A 19,887-nucleotide genomic window follows, 5' to 3' on the forward strand; every position below is an offset into this window, starting at 1 on the left:
GTGTTGCTCATTATAATGCGCGCCAGGCCATACGATCGTATGCGCAACAACAGAACACTTTATTAGAGGTAATCATGGCTATTGAACGTACTTTTTCCATCATCAAACCAAACGCGGTGGCAAAAAACGTTATTGGCAGCATCTTTTCTCGCTTTGAAGCTGCAGGGTTCAAAATCGTCGGTACCAAAATGCTGCACCTGACCGTTGAACAGGCTCGCGGTTTCTACGCTGAGCACGAAGGTCGCCCGTTCTTTGACGGTCTGGTTGAGTTCATGACTTCCGGCCCGATCGTGGTCTCCGTTCTGGAAGGCGAAAACGCCGTTCAGCGTCACCGTGACCTGCTGGGCGCAACCAACCCGGACAACGCGCTGGCAGGCACTCTGCGCGCAGACTACGCCGACAGCTTCACCGAGAACGGCACCCACGGTTCCGACTCCGTTGAATCTGCCGCTCGCGAAATCGCGTTCTTCTTCGCTGAAGGCGAGGTTTGCCCGCGCACTCGTTAATCCCCTGCGTCTTTCACGCCACCGCTTTGTTGGCTTCATTCGCGCCCCCCGGTCACATAGCTATCTATGCTCCCGGGGATTTGCGAACTTGTCGCTTCGCCGTGACGTGAAATATTTTGGAGATTCAGAGCCTCATCTTTTCGACAATCGAAAAGCCATAGAGGCTCAAGTACGCAGTAACAGATTTTTTCATCATTGCCGCGTGCAAACGTGGTATTGATGCAGCAGAATTTGTACAATGCAGCGCCCCTGGACGAGCACTCGTTCATAGGGGCGTTTCTTTTTTCAACCCTCCTGGGGCCATAACGTGTAACAACGAGGCCGGAATAGATTATGTCTGAACATATTGTCACACCTGATACCGCCGCTCTGACGGTGCCGAACAAAGATGCCAAAATCAACCTGCTGGACCTGAACCGTCAGCAGATGCGCGAGTTTTTCAAAAACATGGGTGAAAAACCCTTCCGCGCCGATCAGGTGATGAAATGGATGTATCACTACTGCAGCGACAACTTTGATGATATGACCGATATCAACAAGGTGCTGCGCAACAAGCTGAAGGAAGTCGCGGAGATTCGCGCGCCGGAAGTCGTTGAGGAGCAACGCTCCAGCGACGGTACCATTAAATGGGCGATTGCCGTCGGCGATCAGCGTGTGGAAACGGTTTATATTCCGGAAGACGATCGTGCGACGCTGTGCGTTTCGTCGCAGGTTGGGTGCGCTTTAGAGTGTAAATTCTGCTCGACGGCGCAGCAGGGCTTTAACCGCAATCTGCGGGTTTCAGAAATTATCGGCCAGGTATGGCGCGCGGCGAAAATCGTCGGTGCGGCCAAAATTACCGGCCAACGTCCGATCACCAACGTGGTGATGATGGGGATGGGCGAACCGCTGCTGAACCTGACTAACGTCGTCCCGGCGATGGAAATCATGCTGGACGATTTCGGTTTTGGCCTGTCGAAACGTCGCGTGACGCTTTCTACTTCAGGCGTGGTCCCGGCGCTGGATAAACTCGGCGATATGATTGACGTGGCGCTGGCGATTTCTCTGCACGCGCCCAACGATACCATTCGTGATGAGATCGTGCCGATCAACAAGAAATATAACATTGAGACCTTCCTGAACTCGGTCCGCGGCTATATTTCGAAGTCCAATGCCAACCAGGGGCGCGTCACCATTGAGTACGTCATGCTGGATCACGTCAATGATGGTACCGAGCATGCCCATGAGCTGGCGGCGCTGTTGAAAGATACGCCGTGCAAGATCAACCTCATTCCCTGGAACCCGTTCCCGGGCGCGCCTTACGGCCGTAGTTCAAACAGCCGTATCGACCGTTTCTCCAAGGTGCTGATGGAATATGGCTTTACCACTATCGTGCGTAAAACGCGCGGCGATGATATTGACGCCGCCTGTGGACAGCTGGCCGGCGACGTTATCGACCGGACCAAACGTACGCTGCGTAAACGCATGCAGGGCGAAGCCATTGATGTGAAGACGGTCTGATAAATGACGCAGCGCACGCCATGAAGCATGCGCTGCGGATTTATGCCTAATCGCCAGGCGAAATACGCTGATTCGGGCAATAATTACGGTGCGTTTTTGTCGACTTTGAGGCAGTATGTAGCGGCACTACAACCGCTTAGCATTCAATATTGATAAGTATCTGTGATAGTGGGTCATACGGACTTATACTCTTCGTGTGACGTTTAGCAGATGTTTCGCGGCGCGGGGTAAACCGGCGCTGAACTTTAAATTCACGTACCAGTAGTTGTCGAATGAACACTGAAGCCACTCAAGACCATCAAGAAGCAAATACGACGGGCACGCGTCTACGTCATGCCCGTGAACAACTCGGACTCAGCCAGCAAGCGGTGGCGGAGCGCTTATGCCTGAAAGTTTCCACGGTTCGTGATATTGAAGACGACAAGGCGCCGGCCGACCTGGCCTCTACCTTCCTGCGCGGCTACATCCGCTCCTATGCGCGCCTTGTGCACATTCCGGAAGATGAACTGCTGCCAATGATGGCAAAACAGGCCCCGATTCGTGCCGCGAAAGTTGCGCCGATGCAGAGCTTCTCCCTGGGAAAACGTCGTAAAAAGCGTGACGGCTGGCTGATGAGCTTCACCTGGCTGGTACTGTTTGTGGTCATTGGCCTCAGCGGCGCCTGGTGGTGGCAAGACCATAAGGCCCAGCAGGAAGAAATTACCTCGATGGCCGACCAGTCAACCGCTGAACTGAATGCGGGCGACAGCAGCCAGAGTATTCCGTTGGATACCGGCGCCAGCAATACGGCGCCGGATAGCACTGCCAACAGCGCGCCGGTTGATACCCCCCCTGCACCGACGGCCTCTACCCAGGCACCGGTTGATAATAACGCCGTTGTGGCGCCGTCTCAGGCCAATGTCGATAGCGCACCGGCTGCCGCGGCGCCGACTTCTCCACTGCCAACCGCCCCGGCTAATGCAGCCGCTACGGCCGCTGCGGCCCAGGATTTGGTTCTGAACTTCTCTGCCGACTGCTGGCTGGAAGTGAGCGATGCAACCGGCAAGAAACTGTTCAGCGGTTTGCAACGTAAGGGCGGTAATCTGAACCTGAGCGGTCAGGCGCCTTATAAACTGAAAATTGGCGCACCGGCAGCGGTACAGATTCAGTATCTGGGTAAACCCGTCGATTTAAGTCGTTTTATCAGAACTAACCAGGTTGCGCGTCTGACCCTTAATGCCGAAACATCACCGGCGCAGTAACAGACGGGTAACGCGGGAGATTTTTCATGCATAACCAGGCTCCGATTCAACGTAGAAAATCAAAACGTATTTACGTTGGGAATGTGCCGATTGGCGATGGTGCTCCCATCGCCGTACAGTCGATGACCAATACTCGCACCACCGATGTGGCTGCGACGGTAAACCAAATCAAAGCCTTAGAGCGCGTAGGCGCGGATATCGTCCGCGTCTCCGTTCCGACGATGGATGCAGCGGAAGCGTTCAGGCTTATCAAGCAGCAGGTCAACGTCCCGCTGGTCGCCGATATCCACTTTGACTACCGTATCGCCCTGAAAGTGGCGGAGTACGGTGTGGACTGTCTGCGTATCAACCCGGGCAACATCGGTAACGAAGAACGTATCCGTATGGTGGTTGATTGCGCCCGCGATAAAAACATTCCTATCCGTATCGGCGTCAACGCCGGTTCGCTGGAAAAAGATCTGCAGGAAAAGTACGGCGAACCAACGCCGCAGGCGCTGCTGGAATCAGCTATGCGCCATGTCGATCATCTCGATCGTCTCAATTTTGATCAGTTTAAAGTCAGCGTGAAGGCCTCCGATGTTTTCCTGGCGGTAGAATCGTATCGTCTGCTGGCGAAACAGATCGATCAGCCGCTGCACCTTGGGATCACTGAAGCCGGCGGCGCGCGTAGCGGCGCGGTGAAGTCGGCGATCGGCCTGGGGCTGCTGCTGTCAGAAGGGATCGGCGACACCCTGCGCGTTTCCCTGGCGGCGGATCCGGTTGAAGAGATCAAGGTCGGTTTCGACATTCTGAAATCCCTGCGCATCCGCGCTCGCGGGATCAACTTCATCGCTTGCCCGACCTGTTCGCGTCAGGAGTTCGATGTTATCGGCACCGTTAACGCGCTGGAACAACGTCTGGAAGACATTATTACGCCGATGGATATTTCGATTATCGGCTGCGTGGTGAACGGTCCGGGCGAAGCGCTGGTTTCGACGCTTGGCGTGACCGGCGGCAATAAAAAAAGCGGCCTTTATGAAGATGGCGTGCGTAGAGACAGGCTGGACAACGACGATATGATCGATCAGCTGGAAGCGCGGATCCGTGCGAAAGCCTCGATGCTCGATGAAGCGCGTCGCATCAATGTTCAGCAGGTCGAAGAGAAATAATCCGGGGCGGTGTATCACTTCCCGTGTATGATTGAACCCGCAGACGCGCGGCGTCGGGGTTCATTTTTGTATATAGATAAAGAGAATAAACGTGGCAAAGAACATTCAAGCCATCCGTGGCATGAACGATTATCTGCCGGGCGAGACCGCTCTCTGGCAGCGCATTGAAGGCTCACTGAAACAGGTGCTCGGCAGCTACGGTTACAGCGAAATCCGTTTGCCGATTGTAGAGCAGACCCCGTTATTCAAACGCGCGATCGGTGAAGTAACCGACGTGGTTGAAAAAGAGATGTACACCTTTGAGGACCGCAATGGCGATAGCCTGACGCTGCGTCCGGAAGGGACGGCGGGCTGCGTACGTGCCGGCATCGAACATGGTCTCCTGTACAATCAAGAACAGCGCCTGTGGTACGTCGGGCCGATGTTCCGCCACGAACGTCCGCAGAAAGGGCGCTATCGCCAGTTCCACCAGATGGGCGTTGAAGTCTTTGGCCTGCAGGGCCCGGATATCGATGCTGAGCTGATCATGCTGACCGCTCGCTGGTGGCGTGAGCTGGGCATCGCTGACCACGTTGCGCTGGAGCTGAACTCCATCGGTTCGCTGGAAGCGCGTGCAACCTATCGCGATGCGCTGGTTGCCTATCTTGAGCAGTTTAAAGATAAGCTCGACGAAGACTGCAAACGCCGCATGTATACCAACCCGCTGCGTGTCCTGGATTCCAAAAATCCGCAGGTGCAGGCGCTGCTCAACGACGCACCCGCGCTGGGCGACTATCTGGATGAAGACTCCAAAGCGCATTTCGCGGGCCTGTGTGCCCTGCTGGACGATGCCGGTATTCGCTATACCGTCAATCAGCGTCTGGTGCGCGGTCTGGATTATTATAACCGTACCGTGTTTGAGTGGGTGACCACCAGCCTCGGTTCCCAGGGAACGGTCTGTGCCGGCGGTCGTTATGATGGTCTGGTAGAGCAGCTGGGCGGGCGTGCAACGCCGGCCGTAGGCTTCGCTATGGGGCTGGAACGTCTTGTTTTACTGGTTCAGGCAGTAAATCCGGAATTTAAAGCCGATCCTGTTGTCGATATATACCTGGTGGCTTCCGGAACCGATACCCAGTCTGCAGCGATGCGTCTGGCTGAGCGGGTTCGTGATGAGCTGCCCGGCGCTAAGCTGATGACCAACCACGGCGGCGGCAACTTTAAGAAACAGTTTGCCCGCGCGGATAAATGGGGCGCTCGCGTTGCTCTGGTGGTCGGTGAATCAGAAATTGCTGACGGAAACGTGGTAGTGAAGGATTTACGCTCAGGTGAGCAAACTACCGTAACGCAGGATAGCGTTGCTGCGCATTTGCGCGCACTTCTGGGTTAATCTCCCGGGAATCATTAGTCAGGAGAAGGACTGCGTGGAAACGTATAACAACGAAAACGATCAGGTCGATGCGCTCAAGCGTTTCTTTGCCGAAAATGGCAAAGCGCTGGCCGTTGGTGTGATTTTAGGGATTGGCGCGTTGGTTGGCTGGCGCTACTGGAGTTCTCATCAGCAGGATACGGCGAGAGAATCCTCTTTAGCCTATGAAAACGCCATTTCCGCGCTCAAATCAGACAAGCCGGAAGCGATCGGTTCGGCGGAAAAATTTGCCGCCGATAGCAAAAACAGCTATGGCGCGTTTGCTTCTCTGGAGCTGGCCCAGCGTTTTGTCGATAAGAACGATCTGCAAAATGCCGAAAAGCAGCTTCAGCAGGGCCTGGCCGCCGCGCCGGATGATAACCTGAAGTCGGTTATCAATATGCGTCTTGCGCGTGTGCAGCTGCAGCTGAAGAAACCTGATGAAGCGCTGAAAACCCTTGAGGGTATTAAAGGTGAAGGCTGGGCCGCTATTGTCGCCGATCTCCGTGGTGAGATTCTGCTTAACAAAGGCGATAAGCAAGGCGCTCGCGCAGCCTGGGAAGCTGGCGTGAAAAGCGATGCTTCACCTGCGCTCAGCGAAATGATGCGTATGAAAATAAATAATCTGTCCATCTGAGAGGGACTCGATGCAATTGCGTAAATTACTTTTGCCAGGGCTGCTTTCCGTTACCTTATTAAGCGGTTGTTCGTTGTTTAACAGCGAAGAAGATGTGGTGAAAATGTCACCGCTGCCGACGGTGGAAAATCAGTTTACGCCGTCCACGTCCTGGAGCACCTCTGTTGGCGATGGTATCGGCGATTTCTATTCTAACCTGCACCCGGCTTTCGCCGATGGCGTCGTCTATGCGGCCGATCGTAAGGGCACCGTCAAAGCGCTGAATGCTGATGACGGTAAAGAGGTGTGGTCGGTTAACCTGGCTGAAAAAGACGGCTGGTTCTCTCGCACGCCTGCGCTGCTCTCTGGCGGCATCACCGTTTCCGGCGGTCATGTCTATATCGGCAGCGAAAAAGCGCAGCTGTTCGCCCTGAATACCAGCGATGGTACCGTGGCGTGGCAGGCTCGCGTTGCGGGCGAAGCGATTTCTCGTCCGGTAGTCAGCGACGGCATGGTTCTGGTTCACACCAGCAACGGTCAGCTGCAGGCGCTGAATGAAGCGGATGGGGCGGTGAAGTGGACCGTTAACCTGGATATGCCGGCGCTGTCTCTGCGCGGTGAATCGGCACCGGCGACCGCCTATGGCGCAGCCATCGTTGGCGGCGATAACGGCCGCGTGAGCGCCGTGCTGATGCAACAAGGGCAGATTATCTGGCAACAGCGTATCTCCCAGGCGACCGGACCGACGGAAATCGATCGTCTGAATGATGTCGATACGACCCCGGTTATCGTCAACGGTGTGGTATACACGCTGGCGTATAATGGCAACCTGACCGCGCTGGATCTGCGCAGCGGCCAGATCATGTGGAAGCGTGAGCTGGGTTCCGTGAACGACTTTATCGTTGACGGCAACCGTATCTACCTGGTCGATCAGAATGACCGCATCCTGGCGCTCTCCACCGAAGGTGGCGTGACGCTGTGGACGCAAAGCGATCTATTGCATCGCCTGTTGACTGCGCCGGTGTTGTATAATGGCAACCTGGTGGTCGGTGATAGCGAAGGCTATATGCACTGGGTGAACCCGGAAGATGGTCACTTTGTGGCTCAGCAGAAAGTGGATAGCTCCGGCTTCCGTACCGACGCGGTGGTAGCCGATGGTCGACTGCTGATCCAGGCAACAGACGGCACGCTGTATTCTATTACGCGTTAGTCGTGGCGGCTTACCCCGCGGCTCTTGAGTTTCTTCGCGGCGGCCGGCAACGCAGCCGGTAGCGAAGTTCACTGAGAGACAACGGGTATAGTGCGAATTGAGAAACGGCTCCTGGCAGACAGGGGCCGTTTTGACTTTTTTAAAAACGTCGTTAAATCGATGTTGCATAGCAATTTGTAAGAGGCATTTAACATGATACCTGTGGTCGCGCTTGTCGGGCGCCCTAATGTTGGAAAATCCACGCTTTTCAACCGTTTGACGCGCACTCGTGATGCGTTGGTCGCGGATTTCCCGGGGCTGACTCGTGACCGTAAGTACGGTCGTGCTGAAGTTGAAGGTCGTGAATTTATCTGTATCGATACCGGCGGTATCGATGGCACAGAAGATGGCGTTGAAACCCGTATGGCGGAACAGTCGCTGTTGGCGATTGAAGAGGCGGACGTCGTGCTGTTTATGGTCGATGCGCGTGCGGGCCTGATGCCTGCTGATACCGCGATCGCCAAACATCTTCGCTCCCGTGAAAAGCCGACTTTCCTGGTGGCGAACAAAACCGACGGCATTGATGCCGATCAGGCGATTGCCGACTTCTGGTCACTGGGCCTCGGCGATATCCATCCGATCGCTGCGTCTCACGGTCGCGGCGTGACCAGCCTGCTGGAGCACGTCCTGCTGCCGTGGGCCGAAGAGATCGACCCGTCGGAAGAGGTCGATGAAGATGCGGCGTACTGGGCGCAGTTTGAAGCGGAACAGAACGGTGAAGAAGCGGAAGAGCCAGAAGACGACTTCAACCCGCAAGATTTGCCGATTAAGCTGGCGATTGTCGGCCGTCCGAACGTGGGGAAATCCACGCTGACCAACCGTATTCTCGGCGAAGACCGCGTGGTGGTCTACGACATGCCGGGGACGACGCGCGACAGTATCTACATTCCGATGCAGCGCGACGAACGTGAATACGTGCTCATCGACACCGCGGGCGTGCGTAAGCGCGGTAAAATTACCGACGTGGTCGAAAAATTCTCGGTCATCAAAACGCTGCAGGCCATTGAAGATGCCAACGTGGTGATGCTGGTTATCGATGCGCGTGAAGGGATTTCCGACCAGGATCTTTCTCTGCTCGGTTTTATCCTCAACAGCGGCCGCTCGCTGGTGATTGTGGTCAATAAGTGGGATGGCCTGAGCCAGGAAGTGAGAGAGCAGGTTAAAGAGACGCTGGACTTCCGTCTGGGCTTCATTGACTTTGCACGGATTCACTTTATCTCCGCACTGCACGGTAGCGGCGTCGGTAACCTGTTCGAATCCGTACGCGAAGCGTATGACAGCGCAACTCGTCGCGTCGGGACGGCGATGCTGACCCGTATCATGACCATGGCGGCAGAAGATCATCAGCCGCCGCTGGTGCGCGGCCGTCGCGTGAAGCTGAAATACGCCCATGCCGGTGGTTATAACCCGCCGATTGTGGTCATCCACGGTAACCAGGTAAAAGACCTGCCGGACTCCTATAAGCGTTACCTGATGAACTACTTCCGCAAGTCGCTGGACGTCATGGGGACGCCGATTCGTATCCAGTTCAAAGAAGGGGAAAACCCGTTTGCCAACAAACGCAATACCCTGACGCCGAACCAGATGCGTAAGCGTAAGCGCTTGATTAAACACATCAAGAAAAGCAAATAAGAGAAACCCGCCGCTGGCGGGTTTTTTTATCTCTCAACAACCCGTGATATTGGTGAATCACGTTCGTCGCCCGTTCGATGTGTATAATACCCCTATTATTTCCACCAATTTACTGGCAGGTCACTATGCAGACTGGATTTGTTGGGCTGGGCGCGGTAGTCGAAACCGCTTATCTTCCCGCGCTGAGGCATCTGGGGAACCCCATGAGCGAATGCTGGGGCTTCGATGTGAATCCTGCCAGGAGATTAGCGGGGATAACCCGCTGTGAGTCATTAGCGGCACTGCTCGAAAAACCGTTAGATCTGCTATTTATCACCACCGCGTCGTTGCAGCATCTTTCGGTGCTGGAGGCGGCGCTGGCATCAGCCTGTCCGCGCATTGTGGTGGAAAAACCGGTTGTGGCGACCCTTGAACAAATGACCCGTCTGCGTGAGCTGCTCAGCGAGCCGCGGCATGCGCGGCGGGTACTGGCGCTCGATCACTGGATGGCGCGGGACGGCGCGCTGAAGCGGGCATTGGGTGAGCTGGACGATCGCTGGCAGGGGGAAGATGAGCTGCAGTCCCGCCGGCCTCTGCTGTCGTCAATCCAGGATATCGTGCGTATTGACGGCTTTTTGCAGGAGCCCAGCGGATTTAACGACCAGGGCGAACCCGTGGCGCTCAATTTTGCCACCGGTGAGCCGGATACGCGCCAGTTGCGCCATCCTGACGGCGTGATTCTTGATATTGGTACGCATGTGCTGGCGATGTTGCGCGAAACAATCCGCTACTGTGGTGGCACGGATGAGATGCACCTTGAAATCCGGCAGGCCAGCGATCGGCTGGGTCATGCCATTGCCCGTGGTGATACGCAAACCGCGGAAGGCAATGCCCATCTGCAGGGGGAACTCAGCGGTATCCCGCTCAATATCTGGCTAAACAAATATGCCGGACCGGCGGGAGGACAAAAAGGAGTGCGCATCTGGTTACGCGATGGACGCATTATCAATCAGGACCGGCGCGATAATTGCGAAGTGGTGGAGCTGATTGATGGCGATCGTATTGAGCGCTGGCGGCGGCCGGGCGCTATCTATGAGCATTGCCTGGGCGAGCATATTCTGGGGAAAGACAGCCTGTTTGTTCGCGCTCCCGAGGAAGTGTCCCGGTTAACGCAGCGACGGATCGGCGAAGTGGCGCTATTGCTTGAATTACAGCAACAATTGCGTGGGCCACACTGAACCGCCGCCGTGGTAAACTGGATAGACGAACATTCGGTAAGGAATCATCATGGAACTCGCATGCCCCATCTGTCGCGCGCCGCTGGCACGACAGGATCACAATGCACACTGTCAGCACTGTGCGAAAGACTTTGCCCTGGAAGCCCGCTGTCCGGATTGCCACAAGCCGCTGGAGGTTTTAAAAGCGTGTGGCGCAGTGGATTATTTTTGCCAGAACGGGCACGGGCTGATTTCGAAAAAACGCGTGGAGTGGGCGGCGGTAGAATAACCGGTGTTACTTTTTCTTCGCCCGGGTTTTCTTCACCGGCGTAATCGTTCTGACTTCGCTTTCGACCCAGCCGTCATTTAAACGAGTGGTCAGCAGATCGCCTGTCTTCACCTGTTTGGTTTGCTTCAGCACTTTACCGTCGCTGGCGGAGGTTACGCTATAGCCGCGGGCCAGCGTTGCTAGCGGGCTCACGGCCTCCAGATGGGTAACCGCGTTTCCGAAGCGCTCGCGGCGCTCGCTTAAACGCGAGCGGATGCTCTCGGCGAGGCGGTACTCGAGTTGCTGAATGCGTGACTGAATACGGTGGATGCGCGGCTGCGGGTTTTGCATGTTCAGCCGCTGAATGACGCGCTGTTGACGCTGATCGGCGCGTTTCATCTGCGTTTCAAGCGCAAGGCGCATCCGCTCGCGTAGCCTTTCCAGCGCCGTTTGCTGGCGTACTAATCGCAGCTGCGGATGCTGCTGCTGAAGACGATGGAACAGCTGGGTAAAACGACGGTGACGGTTGGCGATAAAATAGTCCATCGCCATTTCCAGACGTTGCTGGCCGGACTGCAGCTGGCGCAGCAGCTCCTGCTGATTGCGGCTGACAATCTCTGCAGCGGCTGAAGGAGTTGGCGCCCGCAGGTCGGAGACAAAATCGGCGATGGTGACGTCGGTTTCATGGCCGACGGCGCTGACGACCGGAATGCGGCTGGCAAAAATCGCCCGCGCTACCCGTTCATCGTTGAAGCTCCATAAATCTTCCAGAGAACCGCCGCCGCGGCCAACGATCAGCACATCACACTCTTCGCGAAGGTTGGCTAATTGTATGGCGCGAACGATTTGCCCTGGCGCATCGTCGCCCTGAACCGACGTTGGGTAGATAACCACCGGCAGCGACGGATCGCGTCTTTTCAGCACCTGCAGAATGTCGTGTAGCGCCGCGCCGCTTTTCGAGGTGATGACGCCTACGCAGCGCGCAGGGGAGGGGAGCGCTTGCTTATGCTGCTGATCGAAAAGACCTTCCGCCGCCAGCAGCGCTTTTAGCTGTTCATACTTTTGCTGTAACAGCCCTTCACCGGCAGGCTGCATGCTCTCGACGATAATCTGATAGTCGCCGCGCGGCTCATACAGCGTGATATTGGCGCGTACCAGTACCTGCTGTCCGTGCTGCGGGCGAAAAGTAACCCGACGGTTGCTATTGCGGAACATCGCGCAGCGCACCTGGGCGTTATCGTCTTTTAAGGTGAAGTACCAGTGGCCGGAAGAGGGCTGGCTGAAGTTTGAGATCTCGCCGCTGATCCAGACCTGGCCCATTTCCTGTTCCAGCAGCAGGCGAACCGTCTGGTTTAGGCGGCTGACCGTGAAAATTGCAGGGGATTGAGATGGCAACATGTGAGCAAGATCAAATTTTAAATCAGCAGGTTATTCAGTCGATAGTAACCTGATGATGGACGATCGCAAGTATTATTTTCAAAAAAGGGTAGATGCAATCGGTTACGCTCTGTATAATGCCACGGCAATATTTATCCACCCTGGTCGAGATATTGCCCATGCTACGTATCGCTAAAGAAGCTCTGACGTTTGACGACGTCCTCCTCGTTCCCGCTCATTCTACCGTTCTGCCGAATACTGCCGATCTCAGCACCCAGCTGACGAAGACCATTCGTCTGAATATTCCTATGCTCTCCGCAGCCATGGATACCGTAACAGAAGCGCGCCTGGCAATTGCCCTGGCACAGGAAGGCGGCATCGGCTTTATTCACAAAAACATGTCCATCGAGCGTCAGGCGGAAGAAGTTCGCCGCGTGAAGAAACATGAGTCCGGCGTGGTTTCCGACCCGCAGACCGTACTGCCTACCACCACCCTGCGTGAAGTAAAAGTGCTGACCGAGCGTAACGGCTTTGCTGGTTATCCGGTGGTGACCGAAGACAACGAACTGGTCGGTATCATCACCGGTCGCGACGTCCGCTTCGTGACCGACCTGAACCAGCCTGTCAGCGTTTACATGACGCCGAAAGAGCGTCTGGTTACCGTGCGCGAAGGCGAAAGCCGCGAAGTCGTGTTTGCCAAAATGCACGAAAAACGCGTTGAAAAAGCGCTGGTTGTTGATGATGGCTTCCATCTGCGCGGCATGATTACCGTTAAAGATTTCCAGAAAGCGGAACGTAAACCGAATGCGTGTAAAGATGAGCATGGTCGTCTGCGCGTCGGCGCAGCGGTTGGCGCAGGCGCAGGCAACGAAGAGCGCGTAGATGCGCTGGTTGCTGCAGGCGTTGACGTTCTGCTGATCGACTCCTCCCACGGCCATTCTGAAGGCGTTCTGCAGCGCATTCGTGAAACCCGTGCTAAATATCCTGACCTGCAAATCATCGGCGGCAACGTGGCCACCGGTGCCGGCGCACGTGCCCTGGCTGAAGCGGGCGTGAGCGCGGTGAAAGTAGGTATTGGCCCTGGTTCTATCTGTACTACCCGTATCGTCACCGGCGTTGGTGTCCCGCAGATTACCGCCGTCTCCGACGCGGTAGAAGCGCTGGAAGGTACCGGCATTCCGGTTATCGCCGATGGCGGTATCCGTTTCTCCGGCGATATCGCGAAAGCAATCGCTGCTGGCGCTGCTGCCGTGATGGTCGGCTCCATGCTGGCGGGTACCGAAGAGTCCCCGGGTGAAATCGAGCTCTACCAGGGGCGTTCTTACAAATCTTATCGCGGTATGGGTTCTCTGGGTGCGATGTCCAAAGGCTCCTCTGACCGTTACTTCCAGAGCGACAACGCTGCGGACAAACTGGTACCGGAAGGTATCGAAGGCCGCGTTGCCTATAAAGGTCGCCTGAAAGAGATCATTCACCAGCAGATGGGGGGCCTGCGCTCCTGTATGGGACTGACCGGTTGTGGTACCATCGACACCCTGCGTACCAAAGCGGAATTCGTGCGTATCAGCGGTGCTGGCATCCAGGAAAGTCACGTTCACGACGTGACGATCACCAAGGAATCCCCGAACTACCGCATGGGCTCCTGATTTTCATCGCCCGGTCATGCGCCGGGCGATTTTATTTAATCGCTACTGCTCTGGAATAAACGTCAATGACGGATAACATTCATAAACATCGCATTCTAATCCTGGACTTCGGTTCTCAGTACACCCAGTTGGTTGCGCGTCGCGTACGTGAATTAGGGGTTTATTGCGAGCTGTGGGCCTGGGACGTAACGGAAGCTCAGATTCGTGAGTTCAATCCTAGCGGCATCATTCTTTCCGGCGGCCCGGAAAGCACCACTGAACATAACAGCCCGCGCGCGCCGCAGTATGTGTTCGAAGCCGGTGTACCGGTGTTTGGCGTTTGCTACGGTATGCAGACCATGGCAATGCAGCTGGGCGGCCATGTAGAAAGTTCTAATGAGCGCGAGTTCGGCTATGCGCAGGTTGAAGTTGTTACCGATAGCGCGCTGGTGCGCGGTATTGAAGACTCCCTGACCGCTGAAGGCAAGCCGCTGCTCGACGTCTGGATGAGCCACGGCGACAAAGTTACCGCGATCCCGTCTGACTTTGTTACCGTTGCCAGCACTGAAACCTGCCCGTTTGCCATTATGGCGAACGAAGAAAAACGCTTCTACGGCGTGCAGTTCCACCCGGAAGTGACCCACACCCGCCAGGGTATGCGTATGCTGGAGCGCTTCGTGCGCGACATCTGCCAGTGTGAAGCTCTGTGGACGCCGGCAAAAATCATCGACGATGCCGTTGAGCGTATCCGCCAGCAGGTTGGCAATGACAAAGTGATCCTCGGCCTCTCCGGCGGCGTGGACTCCTCCGTGACCGCAATGCTGCTGCACCGCGCTATCGGGAAAAACCTGACCTGCGTATTCGTGGACAATGGTCTGCTGCGTCTGAACGAAGCCCAGCAGGTTATGGACATGTTCGGTGACCACTTCGGTCTGAACATCGTTCACGTGGAAGGCGAGAAGCGTTTCCTGGACGCGCTGAAAGGCGAGAACGATCCGGAAGCCAAACGCAAAATCATCGGTCGCGTGTTCGTCGAAGTGTTCGACGAAGAAGCGTTGAAGCTGGAAGACGTTAAATGGCTGGCGCAGGGTACCATCTACCCGGATGTCATCGAATCCGCTGCGTCTGCAACCGGTAAAGCGCACGTCATCAAATCTCACCACAACGTGGGCGGCCTGCCGAAAGAGATGAAGATGGGGCTGGTTGAACCGCTGCGTGAGCTGTTCAAAGACGAAGTGCGTAAGATTGGTCTGGAGCTGGGCCTGCCGTACGACATGCTGTACCGTCATCCGTTCCCGGGGCCGGGTCTCGGCGTTCGCGTACTGGGCGAAGTGAAGAAAGAGTACTGCGACCTGCTGCGTCGGGCGGATGCTATCTTCATCGAAGAGCTGCATAAAGCCGACCTCTACAACAAAGTGAGCCAGGCGTTCACCGTGTTCCTGCCGGTCCGCTCTGTAGGCGTCATGGGCGATGGCCGTAAGTACGACTGGGTCGTTTCCCTGCGTGCGGTCGAAACCATCGACTTTATGACCGCGCACTGGGCGCACCTGCCCTATGACTTCCTTGGCCGCGTCTCCAACCGCATCATCAACGAAGTCAACGGCATTTCCCGCGTCGTCTATGACATCAGCGGCAAGCCGCCGGCAACGATCGAGTGGGAATAACTCCCCGGCATTGTTAAACGAAGCCCTCTGTTTTTACAGGGGGCTTTTTCTTTTCTGCCGCCGGATTAATGCTGAGTTTTATCGCTGAACTGGGGCACTTCCGTTGAGAAACGCGCGCTGCGAGCATCGCGTTCATAACCCTGATTCTGGCTCAGAATCGCATAGAGCTCGGGGCGTCTGCCGTGAATCCAGCGTCGGCCCGTGGACATGGTAAGCAGGCTTAAATCCAGCGTGGCGCAGACCAGGGTGTCTTCAAACGCATCGGTTTCTGCAATAATGCGGCCATAGGGATCGATAATCATCGCATTGCCGGTACGCACCTCCCCGTTGTCGAGCCCGACGCCATTGCTGAATAAGATAAACATCCCGTTATCGTGCGCTCTTGAGGGCAGCCAGCGGAGCAACCATTCCCGACCGTTACGGCCCTAGAACGCGGCTTTCAGCGCGTCAGGATCCTGATACCGGTTCTCCCAAAGGGCTACGGGTACGGGCTTCATCCCGAACGGGCTGCGGGAGTTCGTACCGCCGGTTTGATGAGGGGCCAGCAGGATATCCGCGCCCAGCAGCGCGGTAGCTCGTGCATTTTCCGTCAGATTATTGTCCCAGCAGATCAGAACGCCAACTTTCACTCCCCACGGCGTATCGAAGACGGTGAAGCTATCCCCCTGGTCTATCGCCGGATGTTCAAAGGCGTGCAGCTTGCGGTGGATATGTCTCTGGCCATCCGGCATACAAACGACGTAGGTGTTATACAGGCGATCGTCACTCGCTCTTTCAATCAGCCCCACGCCAATGGCCATCTCGTAACTTTGTGCCAGGCGGGCAATTCTCGCCAGGGAAGGACTGTCGTCAATGGGCTCGGCGAGCGACCCCACCTCTTCGGCGCTGAGATCGATAACGTGCCAGTAGCCGGTAATGCACATTTCGGGAAAGGCCAGAATGCGGGTACCTTCGCCGGCTGCCTGATGAATAAAGCGTTCCATAATGCCCAGGTTATAGGACTTATCATTAGCGCGGTGGCAGAACTGTACCGTAGCTACCTGAAGTTCGTTGTTCATAGGTCTCTTCTCGTTGCTAAAAACTGAGCGCATTACGCCAGCAGAGACACAGGATGTATAATCACGCTTTCTCCGCGTTTGATAAGGGACTGGAATGGACATCAGATTAATACGGGCGTTCGTCACCCTGGCCCAGCAGCGGCGCTACCATGCGGCGGCGGAGCGGCTTTGTTTGACCCAACCGGCGCTGACGAAACAAATCCAGACCCTGGAGCATCTGACGGGCATGACCCTTTTTCAGCGGGGGCGGCAGGGAGCACAGCTAACCGCGGCGGGGGAGGCTATCTATTCTCAGGCCTGCCATTTTGTGGCGCAGCATGACCAGTTTTGTGCCTGGACGGAGCAGGTCCGGCGCGGAAACGTCGGCACGCTGGCGCTGGGATTCGGCATCTCAACCTTCCAGTTGGCCCCGGCGCAAGTTAAAGCCTTTCGCCAGCAGTTTCCCGATATTGACGTCTCCCTCAACGATATCGCTTCCCACGAGCAGTATCGAATGCTGCTGGAGGGGCAGCTGCATGCCGGGTTCGTGCGGATGCCCGTTCCGGACGCGCTGGAGGCCCAGGCGCTGATGGAAGAGAGCCTGGTGCTTGCCGTGCCCGCTGGCGCAACGCAGGCGCTCCCGGATATCGCCTCGGTGCTCCGACAGTTCCCGCTGCTGCAAATTAACCCAAGGCGCGGCCGTGGGTTGGCACAGCAAACGGCGCATTTCCTGCAAATCAATTGCCTGACCGCTGACATTGTGGCGGATGCTGACGATATTCATACGCTGCTGGCGCTGGTTGCCGCCGGAAATGGTGTTGCGCTGCTTCCCGCCGGCGCATGTCATCTCCTGCCGGCGGGCATAACGCTCGTTACCGTGACGGGGGAGGGCGCGCAATGGCAGGTTGGCGTTGCCTGGAATCCACAGGTGGTAGATGCCGTCCGCGATCGTTTTATCGCGATGGTCTGTCGGAAGAACGGGGAGATACCTCCTCGCTAAGGCGCGTGCAGGTATCGCCACGAAGTTCAGGAATCAATGGCTGCCGGCATCGCCTCTGGAGGCTGGTCGGACTGGCTCCGGGCAATGGCCAGCGCCAGCCCGGCGACCACCAGCGTCAGCGCAGCGGAAACACCTAAGCTCCCCTGCACCCCGAACTGCTGATTTAACCAGGCGTAGACAAACGGCGAGGCGGCGGCCAGCAGCTGGGCGGGGATCAACAGGATACCGGTGCGGCTGGCGTAATCCTCGGCGGCAAAAAGCTGTAGCGGTAGCGTGGCCTTAAACACGGTCGTTAACCCATTGATGGCGCCATAGCCCAGCACAAATCCGCCGGCCGCCCAGATGAGATATGGCCCGCTCAGACCGAGGGCGAAACAGACCGGCATCAGCAACGTGGTCAGCAGCGTAAGTCGAAGCGGCGTGAGCACCGAACCCGAGGCGACCTCCAGAAAACGGGCGCCGGTCTGGCCAATGCCCCAGAGCATCCCCGCCGCCACTGGCAGACCGTAGTGGGCAATAAATTCCGGCAAATGGGTGGAGGTTCCGTTAGAAACAAACGTCACCAGCGCGATCAGCGCCGCATACAGCAGACCAACGCGTCTCTGCTGGTGAGAAGTGGGCCGATGCGCTTTCGGGGGTATCGCCGCCGGTCGCCTGGCATTCGGCATTCGCCAGAGCAACAGTGCGCTGAACAGGCCCAGCAGGCCATAAACCAGCAACGCCTCCCGCCAGCTCATCATCGTCAACAAAAATGCGCCCAGTGGCCAAAACAGAGCGGAAGCCAGGCCGCCAGCCAGCGTCACGCGGGAAAGGGTTCGTCTTGCCTGTTGTCCGTACAGATTCACCAGCGCGGCGAACAGCGCATCATACAGCGCCAGACGCATTCCGATACCGGTAAGTAGCCAGGCACCCAGCCAACCGGATAGGGTAGGTATAGCGGCCATCATGAAACAGCCTGCGGCGATCGCCAGCGTGCCGCTGACCACAATTTGTTGGCCGCCAAAGCGGGCCAGCAGGCGGGCGACAAACGGGGAGATTAGCGCCATTATCAACATGGCGATCGTCAGGCCGAGGTAGATTTGTGTCTCTGGCCAGCCGGTGTCCTGCCCGATAGCCCGGGCAAAAGTGCCCGGCATATAAAATGAAATTCCCCAGTTAATCAGCTGATTGCATCCAGCGGCAAGCGTCAGCATGGCGGGCGCGGCGCGTCTGTTTTCCGTATTTTTCATTCGTATCTCAGTCTGTTATGCAGTTGTCGGCAGCATAACCTGCGCGCTATTGTGCAGGCAGACTCGTTCGTTTATGACCCTTATAAGAGAAACTTTGAGATGACGACGCTTAATCTGGGAAACCTGGCTACTTTTCGACTGGTGGTACAGCGGGGGAGCTTCTCTGCTGCTGCGGATATCCTGGGGCTATCGCAGCCCGCGGTCAGTCTGCAGGTCCGTCAGCTGGAACAGTTTCTGCAGACCCGGTTGATTGAGCGGACCGGACGGGGGATTAAAGCGACGGCGGCCGGTATGGCTCTGCTGGCTCACGGTGACAATATTGAACGAGCGGTCAGCGCGGCGGTGCTGTCGGTCAGCGAGTTTAGTCGCGAAATCAGCGGCGCGATAACGCTCGGAACGGGGGCCACGGCCTGCATTCATCTGTTACCGCCTGTCTTACAGCAGTTGCGGCAGGCGCATCCGCTGCTGACGGTAGGCGTGACGACCGGCAATACGCTGGATATCGTGCGTGCCGTGGAGGAGAACCGACTCGATCTCGGACTGGTCACGCTTCCGGCGCACGGGCGCAACCTGGCAATAGCCCCGCTGGTGGAAGAGGAGTTTGTGTTTATTTTTGCCTGCGGACAGGATGCGCTGCCGCTGGAGCTGACGCCGGAGGTGCTGCAGGCGCTGCCGCTGATTGCCTTTGAGGCCGGAAGCGGAACCCGGGAGCTGATTGATGGCTGGTTTCGTGCTAGCGGGCGCGATATTTCGCCAGTGATGCAGCTGGGCAGTATTGAAGCCATCAAGCGAATGGTGCGTGCCGGACTGGGATACAGCATTGTTCCACGCATGGCGGTGGCGCATCATGACGATCGGCAGGGGTTACGCGTTCAATCGCTGACGCCAGTACTCCACCGTCAGTTGGGAGTCGTGATGCGTCAGGATAAAATTCTCAGCAAAGGGATCGGCGAAATGCTGCGCCTGCTGCGAGAGGTGCAGTTTACCGTTTAAAGCAATGTCATGCCGTACTGGCTGGCACCGTAATGTGCTGGCTTATTCCCGCGGCGTGGTATCAACCGGGAGCGTCGATTGCTGGGACTCGATCTTGTCCTGATGATGATACCAGGCGCCAATAGAAGAGTAGACAAAGCGTCCAAAGAAGAAGATAAAGCTGATAAGCAGTACGATACGGGTCATGCGACGGTTAAATCGATGTCGTTTACGCATACTGGG

General features: G+C 56.6%; 16 protein-coding genes and 2 pseudogenes. 14 read left to right on the forward strand and 4 right to left on the reverse strand.

Features of this window, described 5'->3' with window-relative positions; all coding sequences use genetic code 11:
* The first annotated feature begins 74 nt into the window (after nt 1–74).
* The 10 genes from ndk (at nt 75) to GRPL_RS15030 (ending at nt 10,761) form a co-directional block, all read left to right on the forward strand.
* The gene (ndk, locus tag GRPL_RS15075; protein ID WP_004866348.1) at nt 75–506 is read left to right on the forward strand and encodes a nucleoside-diphosphate kinase; all 432 of its coding nucleotides are present in this window, start codon (nt 75–77) and stop codon (nt 504–506) included.
* Nucleotides 507–839: 333 nt separating this feature from the next.
* Nucleotides 840–2,006, forward strand: a complete 1,167-nt coding sequence (rlmN, locus tag GRPL_RS15070) for a dual-specificity RNA methyltransferase RlmN (RefSeq protein ID WP_004866345.1) — start codon at nt 840–842, stop codon at nt 2,004–2,006.
* A gap of 272 nt (nt 2,007–2,278) precedes the next feature.
* Nucleotides 2,279–3,247 carry a cytoskeleton protein RodZ gene (gene rodZ / locus GRPL_RS15065; protein WP_032695551.1) on the forward strand — a complete coding sequence of 323 codons (969 nt, stop codon included), beginning with the start codon at nt 2,279–2,281 and terminating at the stop codon, nt 3,245–3,247.
* Between the two features lie 26 nt (nt 3,248–3,273).
* Nucleotides 3,274–4,395 (forward strand): flavodoxin-dependent (E)-4-hydroxy-3-methylbut-2-enyl-diphosphate synthase, encoded by a 1,122-nt coding sequence (ispG, locus tag GRPL_RS15060; protein ID WP_032695550.1) that lies wholly within the window; start codon nt 3,274–3,276, stop codon nt 4,393–4,395.
* Between the two features lie 91 nt (nt 4,396–4,486).
* The gene (gene hisS, locus GRPL_RS15055) at nt 4,487–5,761 is read left to right on the forward strand and encodes a histidine--tRNA ligase (RefSeq protein ID WP_032695549.1); all 1,275 of its coding nucleotides are present in this window, start codon (nt 4,487–4,489) and stop codon (nt 5,759–5,761) included.
* A gap of 34 nt (nt 5,762–5,795) precedes the next feature.
* Entirely contained in the window at nt 5,796–6,416 is a 621-nt protein-coding gene (locus GRPL_RS15050) for a YfgM family protein (protein ID WP_032686503.1), read from the forward strand.
* A 10-nt stretch (nt 6,417–6,426) separates the two neighbouring features.
* Nucleotides 6,427–7,605 carry an outer membrane protein assembly factor BamB gene (bamB, locus tag GRPL_RS15045; protein WP_004866328.1) on the forward strand — a complete coding sequence of 393 codons (1,179 nt, stop codon included), beginning with the start codon at nt 6,427–6,429 and terminating at the stop codon, nt 7,603–7,605.
* Nucleotides 7,606–7,797: 192 nt separating this feature from the next.
* Entirely contained in the window at nt 7,798–9,276 is a 1,479-nt protein-coding gene (der, locus tag GRPL_RS15040) for a ribosome biogenesis GTPase Der (RefSeq protein WP_004866324.1), read from the forward strand.
* Between the two features lie 125 nt (nt 9,277–9,401).
* Nucleotides 9,402–10,493 (forward strand): Gfo/Idh/MocA family oxidoreductase, encoded by a 1,092-nt coding sequence (locus tag GRPL_RS15035; protein WP_032699027.1) that lies wholly within the window; start codon nt 9,402–9,404, stop codon nt 10,491–10,493.
* Between the two features lie 49 nt (nt 10,494–10,542).
* On the forward strand, nt 10,543–10,761 hold the full coding sequence (locus GRPL_RS15030; RefSeq protein ID WP_032686505.1) for a zinc ribbon domain-containing protein: 219 nt from the start codon (nt 10,543–10,545) through the stop codon (nt 10,759–10,761).
* 6 nt (nt 10,762–10,767) lie between these two features.
* On the opposite strand, the gene xseA is transcribed toward GRPL_RS15030, so the two are convergent.
* Nucleotides 10,768–12,138, reverse strand: a complete 1,371-nt coding sequence (xseA, locus tag GRPL_RS15025) for an exodeoxyribonuclease VII large subunit (protein WP_032695547.1) — start codon at nt 12,136–12,138, stop codon at nt 10,768–10,770.
* Nucleotides 12,139–12,296: 158 nt separating this feature from the next.
* On the opposite strand from xseA, the gene guaB reads away from it, so the two are divergent.
* Entirely contained in the window at nt 12,297–13,763 is a 1,467-nt protein-coding gene (guaB, locus tag GRPL_RS15020; RefSeq protein WP_032686508.1) for an IMP dehydrogenase, read from the forward strand.
* Between the two features lie 65 nt (nt 13,764–13,828).
* Nucleotides 13,829–15,406: a glutamine-hydrolyzing GMP synthase gene (gene guaA / locus GRPL_RS15015; protein ID WP_032686509.1), complete on the forward strand. Its 1,578-nt coding sequence runs from the start codon at nt 13,829–13,831 to the stop codon at nt 15,404–15,406.
* A 65-nt stretch (nt 15,407–15,471) separates the two neighbouring features.
* Here guaA and GRPL_RS0125620 read toward each other — a convergent pair.
* Nucleotides 15,472–16,464, reverse strand: a pseudogene (locus GRPL_RS0125620) (nitrilase family protein).
* A 94-nt stretch (nt 16,465–16,558) separates the two neighbouring features.
* On the opposite strand from GRPL_RS0125620, the gene GRPL_RS15010 reads away from it, so the two are divergent.
* The gene (locus GRPL_RS15010) at nt 16,559–17,443 is read left to right on the forward strand and encodes a LysR family transcriptional regulator (RefSeq protein ID WP_032699028.1); all 885 of its coding nucleotides are present in this window, start codon (nt 16,559–16,561) and stop codon (nt 17,441–17,443) included.
* Nucleotides 17,444–17,469: 26 nt separating this feature from the next.
* On the opposite strand, the gene GRPL_RS15005 is transcribed toward GRPL_RS15010, so the two are convergent.
* Nucleotides 17,470–18,672, reverse strand: a complete 1,203-nt coding sequence (locus GRPL_RS15005; protein ID WP_032699029.1) for an MFS transporter — start codon at nt 18,670–18,672, stop codon at nt 17,470–17,472.
* 73 nt (nt 18,673–18,745) lie between these two features.
* Here GRPL_RS15005 and GRPL_RS15000 point away from each other — a divergent pair.
* Nucleotides 18,746–19,665: pseudogene (locus GRPL_RS15000) on the forward strand (LysR family transcriptional regulator).
* 42 nt (nt 19,666–19,707) lie between these two features.
* On the opposite strand, the gene GRPL_RS26750 reads toward GRPL_RS15000, so the two are convergent.
* Complete coding sequence (locus GRPL_RS26750; protein ID WP_032686514.1) at nt 19,708–19,881, reverse strand: YfgG family protein; 174 nt, start codon at nt 19,879–19,881, stop codon at nt 19,708–19,710.
* Nucleotides 19,882–19,887: the final 6 nt, after the last annotated feature.

The organism is Klebsiella planticola ATCC 33531 (assembly GCF_000735435.1).
In the GTDB taxonomy this organism is placed as follows: domain Bacteria; phylum Pseudomonadota; class Gammaproteobacteria; order Enterobacterales; family Enterobacteriaceae; genus Klebsiella; species Klebsiella planticola.

Coding starts and splice junctions, on each gene's coding strand:
- xseA (WP_032695547.1), bottom strand. CDS start 12,138: ATGTTGCCATCTCAATCCCCTGCAATTTTCACGGTCAGCCGCCTAAAC.
- rlmN (WP_004866345.1), top strand. CDS start 840: ATGTCTGAACATATTGTCACACCTGATACCGCCGCTCTGACGGTGCCG.
- GRPL_RS26750 (WP_032686514.1), bottom strand. CDS start 19,881: ATGCGTAAACGACATCGATTTAACCGTCGCATGACCCGTATCGTACTG.
- guaB (WP_032686508.1), top strand. CDS start 12,297: ATGCTACGTATCGCTAAAGAAGCTCTGACGTTTGACGACGTCCTCCTC.
- ndk (WP_004866348.1), top strand. CDS start 75: ATGGCTATTGAACGTACTTTTTCCATCATCAAACCAAACGCGGTGGCA.
- bamB (WP_004866328.1), top strand. CDS start 6,427: ATGCAATTGCGTAAATTACTTTTGCCAGGGCTGCTTTCCGTTACCTTA.
- der (WP_004866324.1), top strand. CDS start 7,798: ATGATACCTGTGGTCGCGCTTGTCGGGCGCCCTAATGTTGGAAAATCC.
- rodZ (WP_032695551.1), top strand. CDS start 2,279: ATGAACACTGAAGCCACTCAAGACCATCAAGAAGCAAATACGACGGGC.
- GRPL_RS15030 (WP_032686505.1), top strand. CDS start 10,543: ATGGAACTCGCATGCCCCATCTGTCGCGCGCCGCTGGCACGACAGGAT.
- guaA (WP_032686509.1), top strand. CDS start 13,829: ATGACGGATAACATTCATAAACATCGCATTCTAATCCTGGACTTCGGT.
- GRPL_RS15010 (WP_032699028.1), top strand. CDS start 16,559: ATGGACATCAGATTAATACGGGCGTTCGTCACCCTGGCCCAGCAGCGG.
- ispG (WP_032695550.1), top strand. CDS start 3,274: ATGCATAACCAGGCTCCGATTCAACGTAGAAAATCAAAACGTATTTAC.
- GRPL_RS15005 (WP_032699029.1), bottom strand. CDS start 18,672: ATGAAAAATACGGAAAACAGACGCGCCGCGCCCGCCATGCTGACGCTT.
- GRPL_RS15035 (WP_032699027.1), top strand. CDS start 9,402: ATGCAGACTGGATTTGTTGGGCTGGGCGCGGTAGTCGAAACCGCTTAT.